18 protein-coding genes are annotated in these 20,016 nt (G+C 64.6%); 9 read left to right on the forward strand and 9 right to left on the reverse strand.

All coding sequences use genetic code 11. The annotated features are described in order from the left end of the window. Positions 1-203: 203 nt before the first annotated feature. Positions 204-884, forward strand: a complete 681-nt coding sequence (locus tag O6R08_RS08115) for an HNH endonuclease family protein (RefSeq protein ID WP_271419323.1) — start codon at positions 204-206, stop codon at positions 882-884. Between the two features lie 3 nt (positions 885-887). On the opposite strand, the gene O6R08_RS08120 is transcribed toward O6R08_RS08115, so the two are convergent. After that, on the reverse strand, positions 888-2,354 hold the full coding sequence (locus O6R08_RS08120) for a DEAD/DEAH box helicase (protein WP_271419324.1): 1,467 nt from the start codon (positions 2,352-2,354) through the stop codon (positions 888-890). Positions 2,355-3,520: 1,166 nt separating this feature from the next. Between O6R08_RS08120 and O6R08_RS08125 the strand changes: the two genes are divergently transcribed. Further along, positions 3,521-4,660 (forward strand): glycosyltransferase family 4 protein, encoded by a 1,140-nt coding sequence (locus O6R08_RS08125; protein ID WP_271417676.1) that lies wholly within the window; start codon positions 3,521-3,523, stop codon positions 4,658-4,660. A 70-nt stretch (positions 4,661-4,730) separates the two neighbouring features. Here O6R08_RS08125 and O6R08_RS08130 read toward each other — a convergent pair whose 3' ends face one another. The 3 genes from O6R08_RS08130 to glmS form a co-directional block, all read right to left on the reverse strand. After that, the gene (locus tag O6R08_RS08130) at positions 4,731-6,176 is read right to left on the reverse strand and encodes an NAD(P)H-hydrate epimerase (RefSeq protein ID WP_271417677.1); all 1,446 of its coding nucleotides are present in this window, start codon (positions 6,174-6,176) and stop codon (positions 4,731-4,733) included. Between the two features lie 87 nt (positions 6,177-6,263). Further along, positions 6,264-6,611: a holo-ACP synthase gene (locus O6R08_RS08135; RefSeq protein ID WP_271417678.1), complete on the reverse strand. Its 348-nt coding sequence runs from the start codon at positions 6,609-6,611 to the stop codon at positions 6,264-6,266. 170 nt (positions 6,612-6,781) lie between these two features. Then, positions 6,782-8,629, reverse strand: a complete 1,848-nt coding sequence (glmS, locus tag O6R08_RS08140) for a glutamine--fructose-6-phosphate transaminase (isomerizing) (RefSeq protein WP_271417679.1) — start codon at positions 8,627-8,629, stop codon at positions 6,782-6,784. Between the two features lie 177 nt (positions 8,630-8,806). Between glmS and O6R08_RS08145 the strand changes: the two genes are divergently transcribed. Together O6R08_RS08145 and coaA are read left to right on the forward strand one after the other, a co-directional pair. Continuing rightward, positions 8,807-9,823, forward strand: a complete 1,017-nt coding sequence (locus O6R08_RS08145) for an esterase/lipase family protein (protein WP_271417680.1) — start codon at positions 8,807-8,809, stop codon at positions 9,821-9,823. Between the two features lie 129 nt (positions 9,824-9,952). Then, on the forward strand, positions 9,953-10,936 hold the full coding sequence (coaA, locus tag O6R08_RS08150; RefSeq protein ID WP_271417681.1) for a type I pantothenate kinase: 984 nt from the start codon (positions 9,953-9,955) through the stop codon (positions 10,934-10,936). 33 nt (positions 10,937-10,969) lie between these two features. Here coaA and O6R08_RS08155 read toward each other — a convergent pair whose 3' ends face one another. The 4 genes from O6R08_RS08155 to rplM all read right to left on the reverse strand — a co-directional run bounded on the left by O6R08_RS08155 (position 10,970) and on the right by rplM (position 14,389). Then, entirely contained in the window at positions 10,970-11,662 is a 693-nt protein-coding gene (locus O6R08_RS08155) for a hypothetical protein (RefSeq protein WP_271419325.1), read from the reverse strand. A gap of 85 nt (positions 11,663-11,747) precedes the next feature. Continuing rightward, a complete protein-coding gene (glmM, locus tag O6R08_RS08160; RefSeq protein ID WP_271417682.1) occupies positions 11,748-13,100 on the reverse strand; it encodes a phosphoglucosamine mutase in 1,353 nt (450 codons plus the stop codon). A gap of 292 nt (positions 13,101-13,392) precedes the next feature. Next, on the reverse strand, positions 13,393-13,923 hold the full coding sequence (gene rpsI, locus O6R08_RS08165; protein ID WP_271417683.1) for a 30S ribosomal protein S9: 531 nt from the start codon (positions 13,921-13,923) through the stop codon (positions 13,393-13,395). Between the two features lie 22 nt (positions 13,924-13,945). Beyond that, complete coding sequence (gene rplM / locus O6R08_RS08170; protein WP_271417684.1) at positions 13,946-14,389, reverse strand: 50S ribosomal protein L13; 444 nt, start codon at positions 14,387-14,389, stop codon at positions 13,946-13,948. 509 nt (positions 14,390-14,898) lie between these two features. Between rplM and O6R08_RS08175 the strand changes: the two genes are divergently transcribed. Together O6R08_RS08175 and O6R08_RS08180 are read left to right on the forward strand one after the other, a co-directional pair. Then, complete coding sequence (locus O6R08_RS08175) at positions 14,899-15,846, forward strand: endonuclease domain-containing protein (protein WP_271417685.1); 948 nt, start codon at positions 14,899-14,901, stop codon at positions 15,844-15,846. Positions 15,847-16,085: 239 nt separating this feature from the next. Further along, positions 16,086-16,988: a hypothetical protein gene (locus O6R08_RS08180; RefSeq protein WP_271417686.1), complete on the forward strand. Its 903-nt coding sequence runs from the start codon at positions 16,086-16,088 to the stop codon at positions 16,986-16,988. A 118-nt stretch (positions 16,989-17,106) separates the two neighbouring features. Here O6R08_RS08180 and O6R08_RS08185 read toward each other — a convergent pair whose 3' ends face one another. Next, entirely contained in the window at positions 17,107-17,400 is a 294-nt protein-coding gene (locus tag O6R08_RS08185; RefSeq protein ID WP_271417687.1) for a DUF1540 domain-containing protein, read from the reverse strand. 250 nt (positions 17,401-17,650) lie between these two features. Between O6R08_RS08185 and trmB the strand changes: the two genes are divergently transcribed. The 3 genes from trmB to O6R08_RS08200 are packed head-to-tail and all read left to right on the forward strand — an operon-like array spanning position 17,651 to position 19,928. Continuing rightward, complete coding sequence (trmB, locus tag O6R08_RS08190) at positions 17,651-18,475, forward strand: tRNA (guanosine(46)-N7)-methyltransferase TrmB (RefSeq protein ID WP_271417688.1); 825 nt, start codon at positions 17,651-17,653, stop codon at positions 18,473-18,475. Continuing rightward, positions 18,472-19,308, forward strand: a complete 837-nt coding sequence (truA, locus tag O6R08_RS08195) for a tRNA pseudouridine(38-40) synthase TruA (RefSeq protein WP_271417689.1) — start codon at positions 18,472-18,474, stop codon at positions 19,306-19,308. The genes trmB and truA overlap by 4 nt, the downstream gene beginning before the upstream one ends. After that, positions 19,308-19,928, forward strand: coding sequence for a class I SAM-dependent methyltransferase (locus O6R08_RS08200; protein WP_271417690.1), 621 nt, complete (start codon positions 19,308-19,310; stop codon positions 19,926-19,928). Before truA ends, O6R08_RS08200 begins: the two co-directional genes overlap by 1 nt. Positions 19,929-20,016: the final 88 nt, after the last annotated feature.

Here is a 20,016-nt window from a genome sequence, read left to right on the forward strand (position 1 = left end):
GGGATGAGGATAGTCCCCCGAACCGCGCCCGGTCTTCGTCGTCCCAGCGCCACCACTGATGAGGTGTGGCAGACGTGGTCGCCTCAACCCTTCTGCTGGGTCGGTCGTCGGGAGTAGCGTCAAGCCACCGGTGAAAGAGCGCCGGGTCTCAAGGATGAGAGGGTGATGGCATGGCGACGAGGACACGTCGATGGTGGGCCTGGTTGGTGCTACTTGTCGTCGCGTCGGTGGCCCTCGTCGGCGTGTACCGGCGGGCGGTACCCCATGAGGGGTCGACGGCCTACGGGCAGTCAGCCGAGGTTCTCGGACAGTTGCCCGTCAAGGGACGTGCCCCCATGACGGGGTATTCCCGCGAACAGTTCGGTCAGGCCTGGAGCGACGACTCCGATCCTGTTCTGACTCGCCCGTGGGGACACAACGGATGCGGCACCCGCGACGACGCCCTAACTCGCGACCTGGTGGGGGCGAGATTGAAAGCCGGAAGCCGGTGCCAGGTGATCTCCGGGGAGTTGAACGACCCCTACACGGGCCGGACGATCACCTGGAAACGCGGTCGCGAAACCTCGGCCGTCGTGCAGATCGACCATGTTGTCGCGCTGGGCAACGCATGGGTCACCGGGGCCCAACAGTTACCGATGGACCGACGTCAAGCGCTGGCCAACGACCCCCTCAACCTGCTGGCCGTCGAAGGGCAGGCCAACCAGCAAAAGGGGGCTGGGGATGCGGCAACGTGGCTTCCACCAAACAAGTCATACCGCTGTGACTACGTGTCTCGTCAGATCGCCGTGAAGAAGAAGTACCAGCTCTGGGTCACCCCGGCGGAACGCAACGCGATGGTTCGGGTGCTCTCGACATGCCCGAACCACCCGTTGCCCGCCGGCTGAACCTCACCAGGTGTCGTTGCCCGAGCGACCGTACTTGGACTCGATGTCGCGACGACGTCCATCCTGGCCATGTCCATGACCACGGGACTCATGGTCACGGTCATGGCCGCGGCCACCGCGACGATCCCGGTCGTAGCCTCGCCCGCCACGATTGCGTCCGCCCTTGCCACGGCCCGGCTTGCCGTCCCGGGACTTCTTGCCGCGCTGCTGCTTGGGAGCAACGAGGGCCTCGTAGTCCTTCTCGTCGATCGGGGCGCCCAGGGTCGGGCTGCAACCGGCGACCTCGGCGACGTGATCGTCACCGATCATGACCTGGGCCTCGACCGGCTTCACCCCAGCCTGACGGTACAGACGCGACATGGTGCGACGCTGGTGGGGCAGGATGAGGGAGACGACGGCCCCGTCATGTCCGGCGCGAGCGGTACGACCGGAACGGTGCAGGTAGTCCTTGGAGTTCATCGGCGGGTCAACCTGCAGCACCAAGGTGACGTCGTCGACGTCAATACCGCGAGCAGCAACGTCAGTGGCGACCAGAACCGGCAGGGAGCCGTCCTTGAAGGCCGCCAGCACGCGGGCACGAGCACCCTGGGTCAGTCCACCGTGCAGGGCGCCAGCCATGACACCGGCCTCACGCATCTGATCGGCCATCCGAGAGGCGCCGCGCTGAGTACGGGCAAAGATGATGGTGTGACCGCTGCGGTTGGCGATCTCGCACATGAGCCCGACCTTCTCGTGCGGCTTGATCTGGAAGGCGTGGTGGGTCATTGTCGAGACCGATCCCTTGTCGGAGTCGATCTCGTGAGTGACCGGGTCGTGCATGTAGCCCTTAACCAGCTTGTTGACGGCACCGTCGAGGGTGGCCGAGAAAAGGAGGCGCTGCCCCTCGGCGGGAACGGCGTCGAGGATCGCCCCGACGGCCTCCATGAATCCCAGTTCGGCCATGTGATCGGCCTCGTCGAGGACGGTCACCGCGATGCCGGACAGGTCCGCGTCGCCAGTCTCGAGCAGGTCGACGAGGCGTCCGGGGGTGGCGACGACGAGATCAACACCCTTCTTGAAGGCCTTGGTCTGCGGGCCGTAACTCATGCCACCAGCAATGAGGATGGTCGACAAGCCCATTGACGAGGCCAGCGGGGAGAGCACGTCGGCGATCTGCATGGCCAGCTCGCGGGTGGGAGACAGGATGAGGGCGCGGGGACGTTTGTCCTCGCGCGGCTCAGTCGACAGACGCGACAGCAGCGGAACACCGAAGGCCAGGGTCTTACCCGAACCCGTGGACGCACGACCCAACACGTCACGCCCGGCGATGGCGTCCGGAATCGCGGCGATCTGGATACGGAAGGGATCGGTGATGCCCGTGGCGGCCAGGGCGGCGACGATTTCGTCGGGAACGCCGAGGGCCGAGAACCCGCCCTCGTGGTCGATGCCGGAGACGTCGAGATCGGTCAGCTCCGTGGCCTTCCAATCCATGGTGTCGGCGTCGTCGTGATCGGCGTGCCAGTCGTCATGACGGCGATCCTCGTGGCGGCGATCATCCCGACGCTGTGCCCAGTGATCGTCCCGGCGACGGTCACCATCACGACGGTCACGGCGACGATCATCCCCGCGGTCATCGCGCCAGTCGCGGTTCTTCTGGAAGGTCCGACGATCTCGGTCGCCACGGTAGCCGCGATCATCGCGCTTTCCGTAATCCCCACGGCCCGCACGGCGGCGGTCGTCCCCGCGATCATCGCGCCAGTCATCACGGTCCCACGTCGAGTTGCGACGATCGTCGCGCTTCCAGTCGCGGTTGGCGTGGTTGTTGGGGCGACGCGACGTGTGGGGGCGGAACTCGCCGTCATCGGACCAGCGACGGTCATGACGACGATCATCGCGACGATCCCAACGATCATCACGACGTCGGTCACCATCACGACGGTCATAGCGACGGTCATCCCGACGATCGGACCACTCACCTCGGCCGCGTCGATCCTGGGAGGACCGACGGTCCATGCCAACTCGCCCCTCATCACGGGGGGAGTCCTCACGGGGTGTCCACGCCTCGAAGTTGCGGCCACGAGAATCGGTGTGACCGTTGCGGACCCCTCCCCTGGTGCGGGGCTTGTGGCCGCGGGCTGCGCGCTCAGCGGCGGTCCAGCGACGCTTCGGGGTGCCGTCGGCCTTGAAGGACTTGGGGTTGCGTTTCTTGTTGCTCAATGGGGTCATCCCTCACGATGGGCGGATTCCTCGGGCGCTGACGACCCACGTCACCGCACATGAAGGCGCGGCGTCACTACACGGGGTCGCGGAATCTGACCACGACACACCAGACCCAACGGGTCTCGGTGATGGAATCCTGGATTGCTTGTCTGTCTCGATGGCTGGGCGAATAGCTGCTGTGCAGGTGAATGCAGAAGAACCGAAGCCGGTGGCTCCGTCATGCCCCAGGGGCACATCGAGCAACTGAAACGCATCATGGGCCCGCGCACGTCGGGCCGTTGCCAACATCGACACTCTACCGAACAAGGTCGTATCGACGAAATCGACCGACGTGACCCACGCGAGTCCCCCGGTGACGGCGATCTCGTCACCCCACGTTCACCACCTCGATACCGCGACCCCGCCAAGGTGTCGCGCGCCACAGCTACCATGAAGTTGTGCGTGTTGCGATCATCACGGAGTCATTCCTTCCCCAGGTCAATGGAGTGACGAACTCGGTCCTGCGTGTGCTGGAGCACCTGCGCGACAACGGCCACGAGGCCCTCGTGCTCGCTCCCGGCGATGCCCAGACCCCCCGCGAATACGCCGGATTCCCCGTCATCCCGTTGGCATCCCTGCACTGGCCGGGATACCAAGATGTCCGCGTCTCCACCAGCCCCCAGTGGACCATGGAGCGCTACCTCGCCGAGTTCAAACCGGACGTCGTCCACCTGGCTGCCCCCTTCATGATCGGATACAAGGGCGCACTTGCCGCAGCCTCCCTCTCGATTCCGGCAGTCGCCATCTACCAGACTGACGTCCCCTCCTACGCCGGCCGGTACGGCCTCGGCAAGCTGGAGTTCTACGGCTGGTACCGAGTCCGACAAATCCACTCCCTGGCAGTCGCGACCTACGCGCCGTCCACTTTCTCCCGCGATCAACTCGTCAGCCACGGAGTGCCACGTGTGGGCATCTGGGGTCGCGGCGTCGACAAGGTGCGTTTCAATCCGTCCAAGCGCTCCCAGGAACTCCACGACGAGTGGGCACCCAATGGTGAGGTCGTCGTCGGATACATGGGACGACTTGCCGCCGAGAAGCGTGTCGCTGACATGGCGAACCTGGCGGATATTCCCAACACCAAACTCGTCATCGTCGGAAATGGTCCGGCCCGCGCCGAACTGGAGAAGCAGCTACCCAGTGCGATCTTCACCGGTGGTCTGGGTGGAGAGGACCTTCCCCGCGCGGTCGCCAGCATGGACGTCTTCTGTTCCACCGGAGAGCTCGAGACCTTCTGCCAGGCCGTCCAGGAGGCCAAGGCCTGTGGCATCCCAGTCATCAGCCCCCGCAAGGGCGGTCCGATCGACCTCATCGACCCGTCGCGCACCGGATGGCTCTACGAGCCCGGCGACATGACCGACTTCCGCTCTCGAGTCGTCGACCTTGTTGGCGACGATTACAAACGTCGTGCCATGGGTGCGGCTGCGCGAGCCTCGATCGAGAACCGCACCTGGCAGAACCTGTGCAGCGAACTCGTCGAGCATTATGAGGCAGCGATCCGGCTGGCCGGACGCTCGACGACGATGCGCGCCGCCCTCTGACAACGATCCTGCCCCGGGGAATTGTGCCCTTTCGACGCTTCCGAGAGACCCGTTCGCGCAGCGGGCCTGGTCAGCGGCCCACGACCGTCGTCACGACCCCGGGCAGCAACTCGGCAATCTGGTCAGGAGCGTACGGGCCAGGCATGGACATCGCCGTGGCCGCCTGCATCCCCGCAGCGCACAGAGCCGCGTCAGCAGCATCCAGACCCGCAGCCATGAGAGTGCCGCACATACCAGCCAGCACATCCCCAGACCCCGCCTGAGCCGTCCATGCCGGGCCCGGCAGAGCAGCCCGGACGGTGCCGTCGGGACGTGCCACCCACTGGATCGAACCCTTCACCAGGACCGTGGCGCCAAAGCGCTGAGCTGCACGGACGGCCGCCGACCGTGGGTCGGCTTCCACCTGGCTACGCTCAATCCGCAGCATCTGGGCCAGCTCGCCGGCGTGCGGGGTGAGCAGACATCCGGCTGGCAATTGCGCGGGCAGGAGGCTGAGGGCATCGGCGTCGATGACAAGGGGGACGCCGTCAGAAGCCCGCTGGATGAACCGGTCGGCGTTGTCGTCATGGGAGCCCCAGCCAGAACCCAGCACCCAGGCCTGCACTCGTCCTTCCCCAATGACGACGGAGGGAGCGCGGCTGAGAATGAAGGCCATGATGGCGGATGGTCCGGCGAATCGCACCATTCCAGGGCCGCTGCGCAGTGCTCCGAGGACGCCCAGAATCGCTGCACCGGGGAACTGCTCGGATCCGGTGTCGATACCGACGACTCCGCGGGAGTACTTGTCGTCGAGGGCACCAGGTACCGGCCAGAGCGCGGCCATCTCGGCCAGATCGCAGTAATCGTCGACTCCTTCAGGTGCATCCCCGTCATCGTCGACGAGGTCCAGGCCAATGTCATGAACCTCCAACTGACCGCAGAATCTCGCGGCCGGATGCGCGATATGGCACCACTTGAGACTGGAGAAGGTCAAGGTGTGGGTGGCGTGGATGCAAGACTCGACGTCGCCGGAGTCGGCGTCCAGTCCTGATGGAAGGTCAACTGACAGCACCGGGATCTGACGCTCACGCAGCCAGGCATCGATGCGCTCAAGGGATTGCGGGATGCCGGGGCGTCCGCCAATTCCGAGGACGGCGTCAATGGCGAGGTCGTAGGAGTGCGTGGTGACCTCTCCGAGGGGGATACGAAGACAACCGGCCTCCAACGCCGCAGCCATCCCGGCCTCGTGGGGCTGGCCCATGACCTGGGCCACTTCGACTCGCCAGCCACGCCGGGCCAGGACAGCGGCCGCGAAGAGTCCGTCGCCACCATTGTTTCCCCCGCCCACCAGGACGAGGACACACTGCGTCGCCACCCAGTCCGGCACCACATCACCGACGGCTCCATCCAAAAGCAGTTCCTGGGCCTTGCGAGCCACGGCGTGGGCGGCTACGTCCATGAGGTCGCGTCCGGGGTGGGCGTCGAACCACCTCTGCTCAGCGGCTCGGGTGGCCTCAGCGGTGCAGACAAGTGCCATGACGATACCTCCACCCCGATCGGGGTTCTCACTGCGGATTGACTGTCATTCAACCACGGTGAGAGGAGTGGGTATTCGAGGCGCGACTCATCCCTCGCAAACCACCATGGCCACGGCCACGCCAGCGTCATGACTCAGCGACAGGTGAACCCGAGCCACCCCCAGGTCCAAGACCCGTCGCGCCAACGAGCCGCGCAGTTCAAACCGCGGAAGCCCGCCGTCGGACACCACCTCACAGTCATGCCAGGACAGCCCGTCTCCCCCGCCCAATGCCTTGTACAAGGCTTCCTTGGCGGCAAACCGGGCAGCCTGGGAGCGCGATGGCGTCGCAGCCTCGGCCTCGGTGAGAACCTTGCGGACCATCCCCGGATGACGCGCGGCAGCAGCCTGCCACCTGGAGACATCGCAGACGTCGACCCCGATTCCCATGATCACGACTCAAGGGTATGTGGTGCATCGTGCCCACCGTTGCAGTGCATCTACAAACAACGTGTACAAAAACGTGCGGTAACGCGATGAGTTCGCGTTACCGCACGCCGTAGAAAAGAATATGTCGTGATTACTATAGCGCTACTGACCGAGCATCACAAAGGCTCGTGTCAAGATCACTCCACCGTGACGGACTTCGCGAGATTGCGCGGCTGGTCGACGTCGTGCCCCTTGGCGGTGGCCAATTCACAGGCGAAGGCCTGCAGGGGGACGGCGGCCACCAGCGGCTGCAGCAGGGTCGAGCAGGGCGGCAGGGCGATGAAGGTGTCGGCGTATAGCCTGACGTCCTCGTCCCCCTTCTCGGCCAGCACGATCGTCCTGGCGCCACGGGCACGGATCTCCTGAATGTTGGACACCACCTTGTCGTGAAGCTGGTCGCGGCCCTTGGGTGGGACGACGACGAAGACCGGGGTGCCCTCCTCGATGACGGCGATCGGGCCGTGCTTGAGCTCACCGGCAGCGAAGCCCTCAGCGTGCATGTAGGCGATCTCCTTGAGTTTGAGAGCACCCTCCAGGGCCACCGGGTAACCGACGTGGCGTCCCAGGAAGAAGACCGCTTCCTCCTCCTTGGCCATGACTCGGGCCAGCTCGTAGACCGGCTCGATGTCGTCGAGGACCTCTTGGATCTTGCCCGGCATCTCATCGAGCTCGGACATCACGGCGTGAATCTCGTCGCCGTACTTCATGCCGCGCACCTGGGCCAGGTAGAGGCCCAGGAGGTAGCAGGCGACGACCTGGGTGAGGAATCCCTTGGTCGAGGCGACGCCGATCTCCGGGCCGGCGTGGGTGTAGATGACGGCGTCGGACTCGCGCGGAATCGTCGCACCATTGGTGTTGCAGATGGCGATGACCTTGGCATGCTGCTCACGAGCGTGCCGGATGGCCATGAGGGTGTCAGCGGTCTCACCGGACTGGGAGATCGTCACGACCAGCGTCGTCGGGTCAATGATCGGGTCGCGGTAGCGGAACTCGCTGGCCAGGTCGACCTCGCAGGCCACGCGGGTCCAGTGCTCGATGGCGTACTTGGCGACCATGCCGGCGTAGTAGGACGATCCGCAGGCCACCACGACGATCTTGGTGATGCGTCGCAGGTCCTCCGGGCTGATTCGGATTTCGTCGAGGACCAACTCGCCACGGTCGGACCAGCGACCCAGCAGGGTGTCAGCCACGGCGCGCGGCTGCTCGAAGATTTCCTTGCGCATGAACCAGTCGTGACCCTGTTTCTCGGCCGCCGACAGATCCCAGTCGACGTGGTAGGGGCGAGCCTGGCTGGGGTTGCCGTCAAAATCAGTGACGGTGACGTCGTCAGAGGTCACGACGACGACCTGATCCTGGCCCAGTTCAAGGGCCTCGCGCGTGTGCTCGATGAAGGCCGCGACGTCGGAGGCAAGGAAGTTCTCCCCCTGCCCCAGCCCGACGACCAGCGGCGAATTGCGACGAGCAGCCACGACGGTGTCGGGTGCGTCGGCACTGACGGCCACGAGGGTGAAGGCGCCCTCGAGGCGAGACGCGACAGCACCCATGGCCTCGGCCAGCGAGGAACCCTGCTGCATGTGCAGGGCGAGCATGTGAGCGGCGGTCTCGGTGTCGGTCTCCGAGGTGAAGGTGACGCCTTGGGCCTTGAGCTCGGCGCGCAGGGAGGCGAAGTTTTCAATAATGCCATTGTGGACGACGGCGACCCGGCCGTCGAAGGACAGGTGGGGGTGGGCGTTCTCGTCAGTCGGGGCGCCGTGGGTCGCCCAGCGAGTGTGGCCGATGCCCTGGTTGGACTCCGGCAGGCGATGCGCGGTGAGCTCGTCCTCGAGATTGGTCAACTTGCCTGATTTCTTCGCCCGATGCAGGGTTCCATTCGCCACGACAGCGACTCCCGCTGAGTCATATCCTCGGTACTCGAGACGTCGGAGTCCGTCGATGATGACGCGTTCAGCCTGTCGATGGCCGCAATAACCAACAATTCCACACATGGCAAGAAACGTACACGAATCGTGAGCGTTTGGCGAACCACAACGTCTGCCGATATGACCACACCACTAGGTGGCTCCATGCACGAATAGCCGGTTTTACAGCTGCACAACCGCTCATGCCCCCGCCGATTCATAGGCTCTTGGACATCCTGCACCGACGCACGATTGAGGAAACGCATGAGATCAAAGAAGTTCGCAGCAATCCTGGCCTCCCTGACCACCGTCGCGGCCACCGCCTTCGCAGGCGTGTCAGCCGCCCCGGCCCATGCCGTCGAAGGCGACGCCCCGGTTCCACCCGAGATCACCATGCCCGGCAGCCCGGATGGCATTCCGTCTGCTGGCAACGGACCCCAGAAGCTGTTCACCTACCCCGCATCCCTCTACTCCTTGGCCCACCCCGGTACGAACCCCCAGGGAGCCAACGACTTCGGCTGCAAGCCGCGCGAGGGCGACAATCCCGTCGTCCTGCTTCCCGGCACCAACTCCGACGCCTACGCATCCTGGTCGATGTACTCCCCGAAGCTCACCAAACTCGGGTACTGCGTCTTCTCCCCGAACTTCAACGGGCTGAAAGCACTGCCGAACTTCGCCTACACCGGTGACATCCGAGTCTCCGCCAAGGCCGTCGCCGGGTTCGTCGATCGCATCCTCGAGGCCACCGGGTCTACGAAGGTCGACATCATCGGATGGTCCCAAGGTGGTGGCCCGCTGCCGAACTACTACATCACCAAACTCGGCGGCGACAAGAAGGTCGACAAGCTCATCGCCCTTGCCCCGTCGAACCACGGCGTTGGCCCGAAGGCCGTCTCCGCGTTTGTCAACAAGGCCGTTGACCAGACCAAGCACGAGCAGATCGAGACCGCCTTCGCCAAGGCCAACATCGCCAGCTACGAGCAGCAACTCGGCTCGTCGCGCTTCAACAAGGAGCTGTACGGCAACGGCCCGGTGACCCGTCCCGGCATCAAGTACACAATCATCGAGGGACGCTACGACGACACCGTGGTGCCGTTCACCAACGCCTTCCTGTACGAGCCCGGCGTCACGAACATCCTGGTCCAGAACATCTGCCCCTCTGACCACGCCAGCCACATCAACTTCACCTACGACGTCAACGTGTACCAGATGGCTGTCAACGCCCTGGACCCTGACCAGGCCAAGCCGGTGGTCTGTGCCCCACAGCCCTTCCTCGGCTGATCCTGTCCACTCGCAACACTGACGGCGCAGTCCTGCGGGGCTGCGCCATCAGCACATTCAGCTGCGCATGGCGCCCCGAGATGAGTACAGTCATTCGACGTCATGTACAGCCACGATGAGGTGTCCACCGTGAATCTCACCCCACCTGCTCCCGCAGACGACGACAACACCGAACCCGGTCCGTTCATCGAATTGTCGCGGGAGTCCTGGGCCGCCCTCGCCGATTCCACCGAGATCAACATCGACGAGGCCACCCTGGATCGCATCCGCGGCCTCGGCGACCCCACGAGTCACCGCGACGTCGTCGAGGTGTACCGGCCGCTGACCCAGCTCATCCACCTGTACTGCATGCACACCGGCGCCCTGTTCGACGCCTCCAACAACTTCCTCCAACTCACCCGCCACGGCATGCGACGCACCCCGTTCATCATCGGGATCGCCGGATCGGTGGCGGTCGGTAAGTCCACCGTGGCCCGCCTGCTACAGGAATTGATGGGGCGCTCCCCCCGACGCCCGGTCGTCGATCTGGTGACCACCGATGGGTTCCTCTACCCCAACAAAGTTCTCGAGGAACGCGGCCTGCTGTCGCGAAAAGGCTTCCCGGAGTCCTACAACCGCAAGGCCCTGCTGAAATTCGTCGTCGACGTGAAATCCGGCATGCCCGAGGTCACGGCCCCGGTGTACTCCCACGTCACCTACGACATCGTCCCTGGCCAGCAACTCGTCGTCCGCCAACCCGACGTCCTCATCATCGAGGGACTCAATGTCCTGCAACCACCGCGTCGCCGCAGCAACGGGGCGATGGGGCTGGCACTGAGCGACTTCTTCGACTTCTCGGTGTACGTCGACGCCGAGGAGACCGACATCATTCGGTGGTACATCAACAGATTCCTCACCCTGCGCCAAACCGCGTTCACCGATCCGGACTCCTTCTTCGGCGATTACGCACGCATGCCCGATGACGAGGCCATTTCCGTGGCCACAGAGATCTGGAACACCATCAACGGCCCGAACCTCGTGCAAAACGTGCTGCCCACCCGAGGGCGAGCCACCGCGATCCTCCACAAGGGGCCCGACCACGAGGTCCGCAACGTGTGGATCCGCAAGGTCTGAGCGACGTCGGACGGACCGGGCCGTGGAGGCTGTTCAGCCGATGTGCCAGGCAAAGGGGTCGGCGATCCGCGACGGCGACAAGGCAGAGTCCAGCTCGGGGGCGTGACCGATTGCCGTGACGAGCACCGTGTCTGGGGACTCAATCCCGACGAGGACGTCATGTCCCAATTCATCGACGATGGGCTGACCTGCCCCTGCGGCGAGCGGCCACGAGGACACCAGCCAGGACGACCCGGTGACGGTGACGATGTTGCCCTCGCGGGTGACGCCGAGATCCTCGGCCAATACGGTCGCCAACCGCTGCGAGCCACGACGGTAGGCGGAGTCCAGATCGTCGATCTCGGCCAGGGCAGCGTCGTTGAGAAGCTCGACCTCGTCGTCGAACCACGCCAGGGCAACCACCAGCCCGGGGACCTGGGCGCCCGTCACAGTGGAGATCAAGGGACGCGCGTAATCGAAACTGCGCCCGGCGCGCTCCCGATCCCCCAGTATCTTCACAACGACATGTTCAGCGAGGGTGGCGTCGGTCAGACGGGTCGCCCCCTCGAGGAGGGAACGCACCATGCGCGTGACGAGCTCGTCGACAATGCACTGCCAATCCCGGCGATCATGGCCGTCAAGCTCGGCGGCCACCGGTGCCAACGGGATCTCACCCACAGAGGTGACGGCATGATCGCCTTCGACCTTCGCGTCGATCCCCAAGGCCGCCAGGGACTCCTCGACCATGGCACGCAGCCGGTTCGCCGCCCCAACATCCAGACCCGCGAGATCGGCATCAAGGCGGCGACGAAACAATGCCATGGTCACAGCCTCACAGGGCCAGACAATTCTTGACCGTCTCGGCCAACTCGGAACAGATTCGGTCGGCCTCCTCCTGAGTGGCGGCCTCGACCATGACACGCACGACCGGCTCGGTGCCCGAGGGGCGCAGCACGACACGGCCGGTGTCCCCGAGCTTCTGGTTGGCATCAGCGACGGCCTTGGTGACGTCCGGGTCGATGCCGGCACGCAGCTTGTCGACCCCGCGCACGTTGATGAGGGCCTGAGGCAGGCGAGTCATCACCGCAGCGAGCTCCTTGAGGGTCTTGCCGGTGCGGGCAACGCGGGCCGCCAGATGCAGGCCAGTGAGGACACCATCGCCGGTGGTGGCGAACTCGCTCATGATGACGTGACCGGACTGCTCACCACCGAGGGAGAAACCGTTGGCGTTCATCGACTCGAGCACGTAGCGGTCACCAACCTTGGTCTGGTCGACGTGAATGTCATGCTCGCGCATCGCGATGATGAGACCGAGGTTGCTCATGATCGTCGCCACGACGGTGTTGGAGGCCAGACGATGGTCCTCCTGGAGGGCAAGGGCGAGGATGGCAAGGATGTGGTCCCCGTCGATGATGTTGCCCTCATGGTCCACGGCCAAACAGCGATCGGCATCACCGTCGAAGGCCAGGCCCATGTCGGCTCCGACCTCCACGACCTTGGCCTGCAATTTCTCCGGGTGGGTGGAACCGCAGCCCTCGTTGATGTTGAGGCCGTCCGGCTGGTCGTGGATCGCGATGACATCCGCGCCCTGGGCCTGGAAGGCGGCCGAGGCGGTGTAGTAGGAGGCGCCGTTTGCGGTGTCGAGGACGATCTTGAGCCCCTTGAGGGTGTCCTGCTGACGCAGGGAACGCACCAAGTGGTCGACGTAGGTGTCGACGGCCGTTGGGGTGTAACGGATGCGTCCAACCTTGTCACCGATGGGTCGGGCCCACGGCTCCCCCATGCGCTCCTCGATGGCGTCCTCGAGGTCGTCGGGGAGCTTCACGCCCCCGCGGGAGAAGAACTTGATGCCATTGTCCGGCATGGGATTGTGAGATGCCGACAGCATGACACCGAGGTCGGTGCGGTACTCGTTGACGAGGTAGGCAGCCGCCGGCGTCGGGATGACACCCACGCGCAGGACATCGACACCTGCGCTTGCCAGACCAGCGCATACGGCCGCCTCGAGAAACTCGCCCGAAGCGCGAGGGTCGCGTGCCACCAACGCGGTGGGTTGGCGGTGCCCGAAAGCGCCGGCCTCACCCAGGACGTGGGCGGCCGCGACCGAGAGGTCGAGGGCCAGTTCGGCGGTGAGGTCCTGGTTGGCCACACCGCGCACTCCGTCGGTTCCAAAAAGTCGTGCCACGAGGCGCCACTTTACCCACCGCTCACGCGAGGTGAACGAAACACCCGCTGAGTGCGCCGAAATGGAGGTGGATTTGACACCGGGCGGCAGGAGTGTTTCGGGCACCCGTGGAAATACCGATAAACACCTCGGGTCCTACTACGCCAGGTGGCAGCACACTGTCGATTTCCCGATCAATCCACGGGCGTCCCACAAGCCCCCTCCCGTTCGACTTGTGGAGAGGGATCAAGAAACGCCTCGGGGCGGCCCTCCACCATGGGAGAGCCGCCCCGAGTTCTGGGAAAAAGCCAGATCAACGCTTCGAGTACTGCGGAGCCTTGCGGGCCTTCTTGAGTCCAGCCTTCTTGCGCTCCTTGACGCGGGCGTCACGGGTCAACATGCCGGCCTTCTTGAGAGCCGGGCGGGAGGCCTCGGCATCAACGTTGTTGAGCGCGCGGGCGATGCCCAGACGCAGTGCGCCAGCCTGGCCGGTGACGCCGCCACCACCAATACGGGCAATGACGTCGTAAGCACCCTCGACACCAGCGGTGGCGAAGGGCTCGCTCACGATCTGCTGGTGGACCTTGTTCGGGAAGTAGTCCTCCAAGGTGCGGCCATTGATCTTCCACTGGCCAGAGCCGGGAACGATGCGGACGCGGGCGATGGCCTCCTTACGGCGACCGGTGGCAGCACCAGCGGCGATCATGGCAGGGCGCTTGGAGTCTCCAGCAGCCACGGTCGAGTCGGAGTCGGTGCGGTAGGCAATCTCACGGTCGCCCTCGGTGAACGGGGTGACCTCGGTGTTCTCGAGGTTCTCGAGGTTCTCGGTTGCGGTGTCAGTCACTGTCACAATCCTTCGTGGGCGATCACTGGGCGATCTGGGTGATCTCGTAAGGCTGCGGGTTCTGCGCAGCGTGCGGGTGCTCAGGGCCGCCGTAGACCTTCAGCTTCTTGAGCTGCTGACGCGACAGCTTGTTCTTGGGCATCATGCCCCACACCGCGCGCTCGACGGCGCGACGCGGGTCCTTCTCGAGCATCTCGCCGATGCTGGTGACGCGCAGGCCACCCGGACGACCGGAGTGGTCGTAGCGCAGCGAGTCAGTGGACTTCTTGCCGGTCAGCGCGATCTTGGAAGCGTTGATGACGACGACGAAGTCACCGGTGTCAATGTGGGGGGCGTACTGCGGCTTGTGCTTACCGCGCAGGAGGGTGGCAGCGGTGGTGGCCAGACGACCCAGGACGATGTCCTCGGCATCAATGACGTACCAATTGCGCTGCACCTCGCCGGCCTTGGGGCTGTAGGTGGTCACAGGTACCTTCTCGAACTCGGTCCCATGCGTGAGATCACGCACAGGGATCTTGCAACGTGGTGGTGCTCTGCGGGCGATTCCTCCACTCGACGGCGTGACACGCCGGAGACCGGAACCGCATCACGACATCGCTGTGTCGGACAGACGAAGTGGCCGCGGCGGCCAACTCCCGTTTGCTCGAGGGCAACGGCAGAAGATTACACGCACGGACCACCGAGACTCAAATCGGGGGCGGTGTGGCGTGAGTCCCGCTAGCGGTGTACATGGGGAGCCATACCCACATCTCGCGACTCCCGATACATCCGGATCCAGGCCCCTCGCCTCTTAACCCTACCCGCGAGACCCTACCCACGAGGCATTACCGTGAGGTCGTTGTCGGACTACGACCCCACGTGGCAGGGAGGCATCTGCGCCGAGAGTTGTCCACAGGGTCGTGAAGTGCCCCCACCGTTGTCCACAGATTTCAAAGAAGGTGACGGATTTCAGAGCCTCGGACGAGAACTGGAGGTGTGAACGATCTTGATTTCGAGTGGCGCGCGAACGGCGGGGTGGCCCGCATTCATCGATTCAGCCACCTCCGTGGGCAAGCAGACCGGGCGGTGGCTGCCGGAAAGGCGGTTCGGCTCCTTCCCGGCGTCGTGGCTCCGACATCGCTTGCCAGTGACCCAAGGGTGCGGATCAAAGCGGTGCACATGTGGCACCAGGATGCGGTACTCATCGGCAAGGCAGCACTTGTCATACAGGGGTTGAAACCACCGGGCACGTACATCGACGACCTCGATGCCGTGAAGGAGGTGGAGGCCTATTCACGCACCCGCTCAATTGAGAGGGAGGGAATCCGCGTTCACCGGTGGCGGGTCCCCCGGCGGTACGTGACAGAAAGATATGGCATGTGGGTCGTGGCTCCGGAAGTATCAGTGCTCCTCCTGGCAATTCGCGGGGACTGGGCATGGGTCTGCGAAGCGCTCCGACAGGGCCTGGTGAGCCCGGAATCGTGCCGGGCCTCGCGATCGAGCTTGTCCTGGCGATTCAGCCGAGGCCAAATCAGTTCCGCCCTGGCCGACATCGACCTCAGATCCTGGTCGATTCCGGAACTGGAATTCGGACGGCTGATGCGAGCTGTCGGCATCACCGGCGTGAAGCCAAATCATCGGGTGCGCGCCGGAGACCGCCGATACATCCTTGACAAGGCATTTGAGGCCGAGAAGGTCGCGGTGGAGATTGACGGCCGGATGATCCATGGCACAGTCGACGGCTACGAAAACACAATGATGCGGTCGGCGAATCTCGATCGTTGCGGGTGGAAGATCCTCCACACCACCCCGACCATGATTCGCCAACACCCCCAGTTCGTTCTGGACTGGTTGGCCTCTCACCTCCATCGGCGACACCGCCCACGAACAACCTTCCCGGAACACACCCTGCGCCAGATCATGGCTGGCACCGTTCCTGCCTGAGGGTTTCAACGAGCGCGCTGCTCGGTCCTCTGCCGCTGTCGCGACCCGTGCCGCAGCGACGTGTGCCGCCCGACTCGTGGAATTACCGAAAAGACCGAAGCTCGCTGCCACGCCAGGTGGCACGACCCCTTCAACTTTTCGGTATCTCCACACGACCTCCCACACATGGTGACCCCCGCTTACCCTTCACGACACAGTTCATGTTAGATTAGGCTCGCCTAAGAGGAAGGGATGTGACAATGACTGCCACCGGCAACACCACCGACGACGCGACCTCGGACCCACAGCCATCGGACCGCATCGCAGCGGCCCTGTCACAACGCAGTTCTTCTCTCGCGCGGCGCATCCTTGGCGGCGCCGGAATGGCCACGGTGGTGGCCCACGAGATGATCTCGGCCGACACACACCCCGACATATGGACCTGCGACCTTCAGGCCCACGGAGTCACAGCATCAGGACGGTTCGTCGTCGCAATGCGCCCCCACCCAGCCCAGGCGATCTGTCAGATCCCCGCCGGGATCGCGACCGACGTTCGCATGGAGATCTCCAAGGACTCCCCTGAACCAGGAATCCGACTACTGACGGCAACCCTTCACGTTCTGGGAACCCTCACCTGGCTCAGCGCTGGCCAGATCGACCACCTGCTTGCCACCGACGTATTGCCGAGGGAAGTCTCGATGATCACGGCGTTCGACGATGGACTCGTCGGCGTCATTGAGCCGCGACAAGGCATCCTGCACGACTCCATGGGGAGCACGGAGGTCGACATCCCCACTCTCATCGCCGACACACCACATGACGAGGTATTTCCCACCATCGAGGACGAGTTCTCCGCCCTCGACGTGGTCGCATCCCTGGGCGATTTCCATCTGTCGCAGCTGTGCGACGCAGTGAGACGGGAAACCCTCGCGGGCCACCATTGCTGGTCGCGCACCACCCACCACGCGTGCCCCCACACCGTGGGACGGGTGTTCTGCGCCGACATTGACCGCACGGGGCTGACCCTCATGTACGTCAACCCGGACCAAACGGGTGCGGTGTTCATTCCCTTGGACCAGGACGCAACGTCCCTTTCCGAGCTTGAGGCCGCCGTGGCCCAGCTCCCCTTGAACTCGGGTCCGGTACGCCCTACGCGTGTCTGACAGCCGGATCCGGGACAGCGTGGGCCTCCTCCCCCCCGAGGAGGCCCACGCCTGAACCGCAGCGGCCAGTTGCGTCAGGGGCGCGACAGTTTCACCGAAGAAGACGCCTGTGAGCGCCTCAGCGGGCCTGGTAAGCGGTGCAAGCCGCAGCGTCACTAATGGTGACCTCCTTGGCGGTGCACAGAAGTTTGTCGTTGTGGATGCACTCGATGCGATGGCATGCGCCAACGCGTCCGTCGGCCGACGCGAGGCCGGCGCGGGCATCAAGATGGGCGATCGTTGCACAGGTGGGCTTTCCGGCCGTTCCGCCGACGGTCACCGCGAAGGCAGTGCAGCCCGAATCATTGAAGGCGCAATCAGTGCAGGTGCAGGAGATAACAGGAGTTGCGGTAGACATGTCGAGACCTTTCATAAATGACCACCGCGTGTCTGACATGGTCAATGCTAGACAACGGAAACAGCGTCCACAAGCAAGGCAAGCCTCATCTCATAACACCTTTGACAAGGTCAGACACCCCTCGAATTAGTCAAGTAATCGCTTTTCTATTAACAGAGCGATCGTTCATGCCCCGCATTTTCCGCAATGCAGGCAATTTCAAAACATTACCTTTCGCGAACTCACCCACACCCGGTGTCGGTGCCATCGCCTAGCATGTGTGCCCATGACCGACGACCTCGACGCCACATCCGGCAGCGCCACCCCCACCCCGCTGCCCAACACTGCGGAGTACTCCGACGACCACTCCGCGGGCGCCCACCGCTCGGGGAACCGCGTTCGGCGCGGCGTCGTCTCCTTCGTCCGTCGCTCCCCCCGGATGAACGTCTCCCAGCAGCGAGCCATGGACACCCTGGCCAGCACGTACATGATTGACGTTCCCCGCGACGCCACCAGCACGTCCGTGGCCCCTGACGCCCACCTGGACCTGCCGAAGATCTTCGGACGCACCGCGCCGCTCACCGTCGAGATCGGCACCGGATCTGGTGACGTCCTGGCCGCCCTCGCCGCCGCCCACCCCGAACGCGACTTCATCGGATTCGAGGTCTACCTGCCCTCAGTCGCAAGCGCCATCAACAAACTCCACGCCGCTGGTGCGACGAACGCCCGCATCATCCTCGCCGACGCCGCCGCCGGCCTGGACCATCTCGTCGACCCCGGCCAGGTCGACGAAATCTGGACCTTCTTCGCTGACCCATGGCACAAGAAACGTCACCACAAACGCCGCATCGTCAACTCTGACATGGCCCATCTCGTCGCATCACGACTGCGCCCGGGCGGGCTGTGGCGTCTGGCCACCGACTGGGACGACTATGCCACCTGGATGCTCGAGGTGCTCGGCGCAGAACCGCTCCTCGAGCCTGTCGATGCTGGCCTTGACGGTTTCAGCCCACGCTGGCAGGAGCGTCCGGTGACCCGCTACGAGAAGAAAGGGCTCGCGGCCGGACGGACCGTCCACGACCTCACCTGGCGTCGCGTGGACCAGTCATGACCCGCTGGCGTCTGGACATCGCCTACGACGGGGCGAATTTCTCCGGTTGGGCGGCACAACCGGATCGTCGCACCGTCCAGGGGGAGCTGGAGACGTGGATTCCCCGGGTGCTTCGACTCGACGCGCCAACCCCACTGACGGTGGCCGGGCGAACTGACGCCGGGGTCCATGCGCGCGGCCAAGTCGCCCACATCGATCTTCCCGACGATGTCGACACCTCCTCGATGCTGCGCAGGTTGGCCCGTGTCCTCGATCCCGATGTCGTTGTCAAGTCCATCCGCCCTGTCCCCGACGAGTTCGACGCCCGTTTCTCGGCCCTGTGGCGTCGCTATGTCTACCGGCTGTGGGACGAGTCCTCCCGACCCGATCCACTGACGCGATTCCACGTGGCGCCTGTGCGAGGACACCTCGCCCTTGACCGACTCAACGCGGCCGGAAAATCCCTGCTCGGGCTGCGCGATTTCGCCGCCTTCTGCAAGTACCGCGAGGGGGCGACGACCATCCGCACCCTGCTGGACTGCCACGCCGAGCGACTCGACGACCCGTGCGGAACCGTCGAGGTGACCGTCCGGGCCGACGCTTTCTGTCACTCCATGGTGAGGTCGCTGGTCGGGGCTTTGACGGCCGTGGCCTCGGGACGACGCGACCAGGGCTGGCTTGACGAGGTTGCCGCCAGCACCTCGCGGGCGTCGTCGGTACTCGTCATGCCCGCCTGCGGACTCACCCTGGAGGAGGTCGGCTACCCGGCCGACGAGGATCTTGCCGACCGCGCCGCTCAAGCCCGGTCCCGACGAAGCCACGACGAACTCTGCGACACCTGTTGGGAGGACTGATGAGCCAATCTCGCCGCGACGACCACGCACCCAGTCATTACTTCACAACCCCCGAAGGACCAGTGCAGACCCGCACCATCACCGTCAACGTCTGGGACGATTCCATGACGATGACGACCGCCGGAGGCGTGTTCTCCGGGGCACGGCTCGACCCGGGAACCGCCGTCCTCATGCGCGAGGTCACTCCCCCGCCCTCCGACGGCACCTTCCTCGACCTGGGCTGCGGGTACGGACCCATCGCCTGCGCCCTAGCGCGAGCCTGCGGCGGATCGAAGGTCGTCGCCGTCGACGTCAACGACCTGGCCATCGACCTCACCCGTCGCAACGCCACGGCCCTCGGGGTGGGTGATCGCGTCCACGCCTGCCGGCCCGAGGAAGTCGATGAGGGCCTGCGTTTCGATGAGATCTGGTCCAACCCACCGATCCGCGTCGGCAAGCCGATCCTGCACGAAATGCTGACGACCTGGCTGTCAAGGCTGACCGACGAGGGGGTCGCCCACCTGGTCGTCGGGAAGAACCTCGGCGCAGACTCCCTCACCCGCTGGCTGTGCGAGCAGGGATTCGACGCAGCCCGGGTCGCGTCTGCCAAGGGGTTCAGGGTGATCGATGTCCACGCCTGACCGCGTCGTAAGCTGACGTGGTGCCAACCATAAGACAAGCCATGCCTCACAACGACTGGGACCGGCGCTGAACCGTGTCGAACTGAGC

Source organism: Cutibacterium equinum (genome assembly GCF_028021195.1).
Taxonomy (GTDB): domain Bacteria; phylum Actinomycetota; class Actinomycetes; order Propionibacteriales; family Propionibacteriaceae; genus Cutibacterium; species Cutibacterium equinum.

Bases quoted from the DNA above. Each gene is read 5' to 3' on its own strand.
- O6R08_RS08120 (WP_271419324.1), bottom strand. From the start codon at position 2,354: ATGGATTGGAAGGCCACGGAGCTGACCGATCTCGACGTCTCCGGCATC.
- O6R08_RS08130 (WP_271417677.1), bottom strand. From the start codon at position 6,176: ATGGCACTTGTCTGCACCGCTGAGGCCACCCGAGCCGCTGAGCAGAGG.
- glmS (WP_271417679.1), bottom strand. From the start codon at position 8,629: ATGTGTGGAATTGTTGGTTATTGCGGCCATCGACAGGCTGAACGCGTC.
- O6R08_RS08145 (WP_271417680.1), top strand. From the start codon at position 8,807: ATGAGATCAAAGAAGTTCGCAGCAATCCTGGCCTCCCTGACCACCGTC.
- O6R08_RS08155 (WP_271419325.1), bottom strand. From the start codon at position 11,662: ATGGTCGAGGAGTCCCTGGCGGCCTTGGGGATCGACGCGAAGGTCGAA.
- O6R08_RS08180 (WP_271417686.1), top strand. From the start codon at position 16,086: ATGACTGCCACCGGCAACACCACCGACGACGCGACCTCGGACCCACAG.
- O6R08_RS08185 (WP_271417687.1), bottom strand. From the start codon at position 17,400: ATGAAAGGTCTCGACATGTCTACCGCAACTCCTGTTATCTCCTGCACC.
- trmB (WP_271417688.1), top strand. From the start codon at position 17,651: ATGACCGACGACCTCGACGCCACATCCGGCAGCGCCACCCCCACCCCG.
- truA (WP_271417689.1), top strand. From the start codon at position 18,472: ATGACCCGCTGGCGTCTGGACATCGCCTACGACGGGGCGAATTTCTCC.
- O6R08_RS08200 (WP_271417690.1), top strand. From the start codon at position 19,308: ATGAGCCAATCTCGCCGCGACGACCACGCACCCAGTCATTACTTCACA.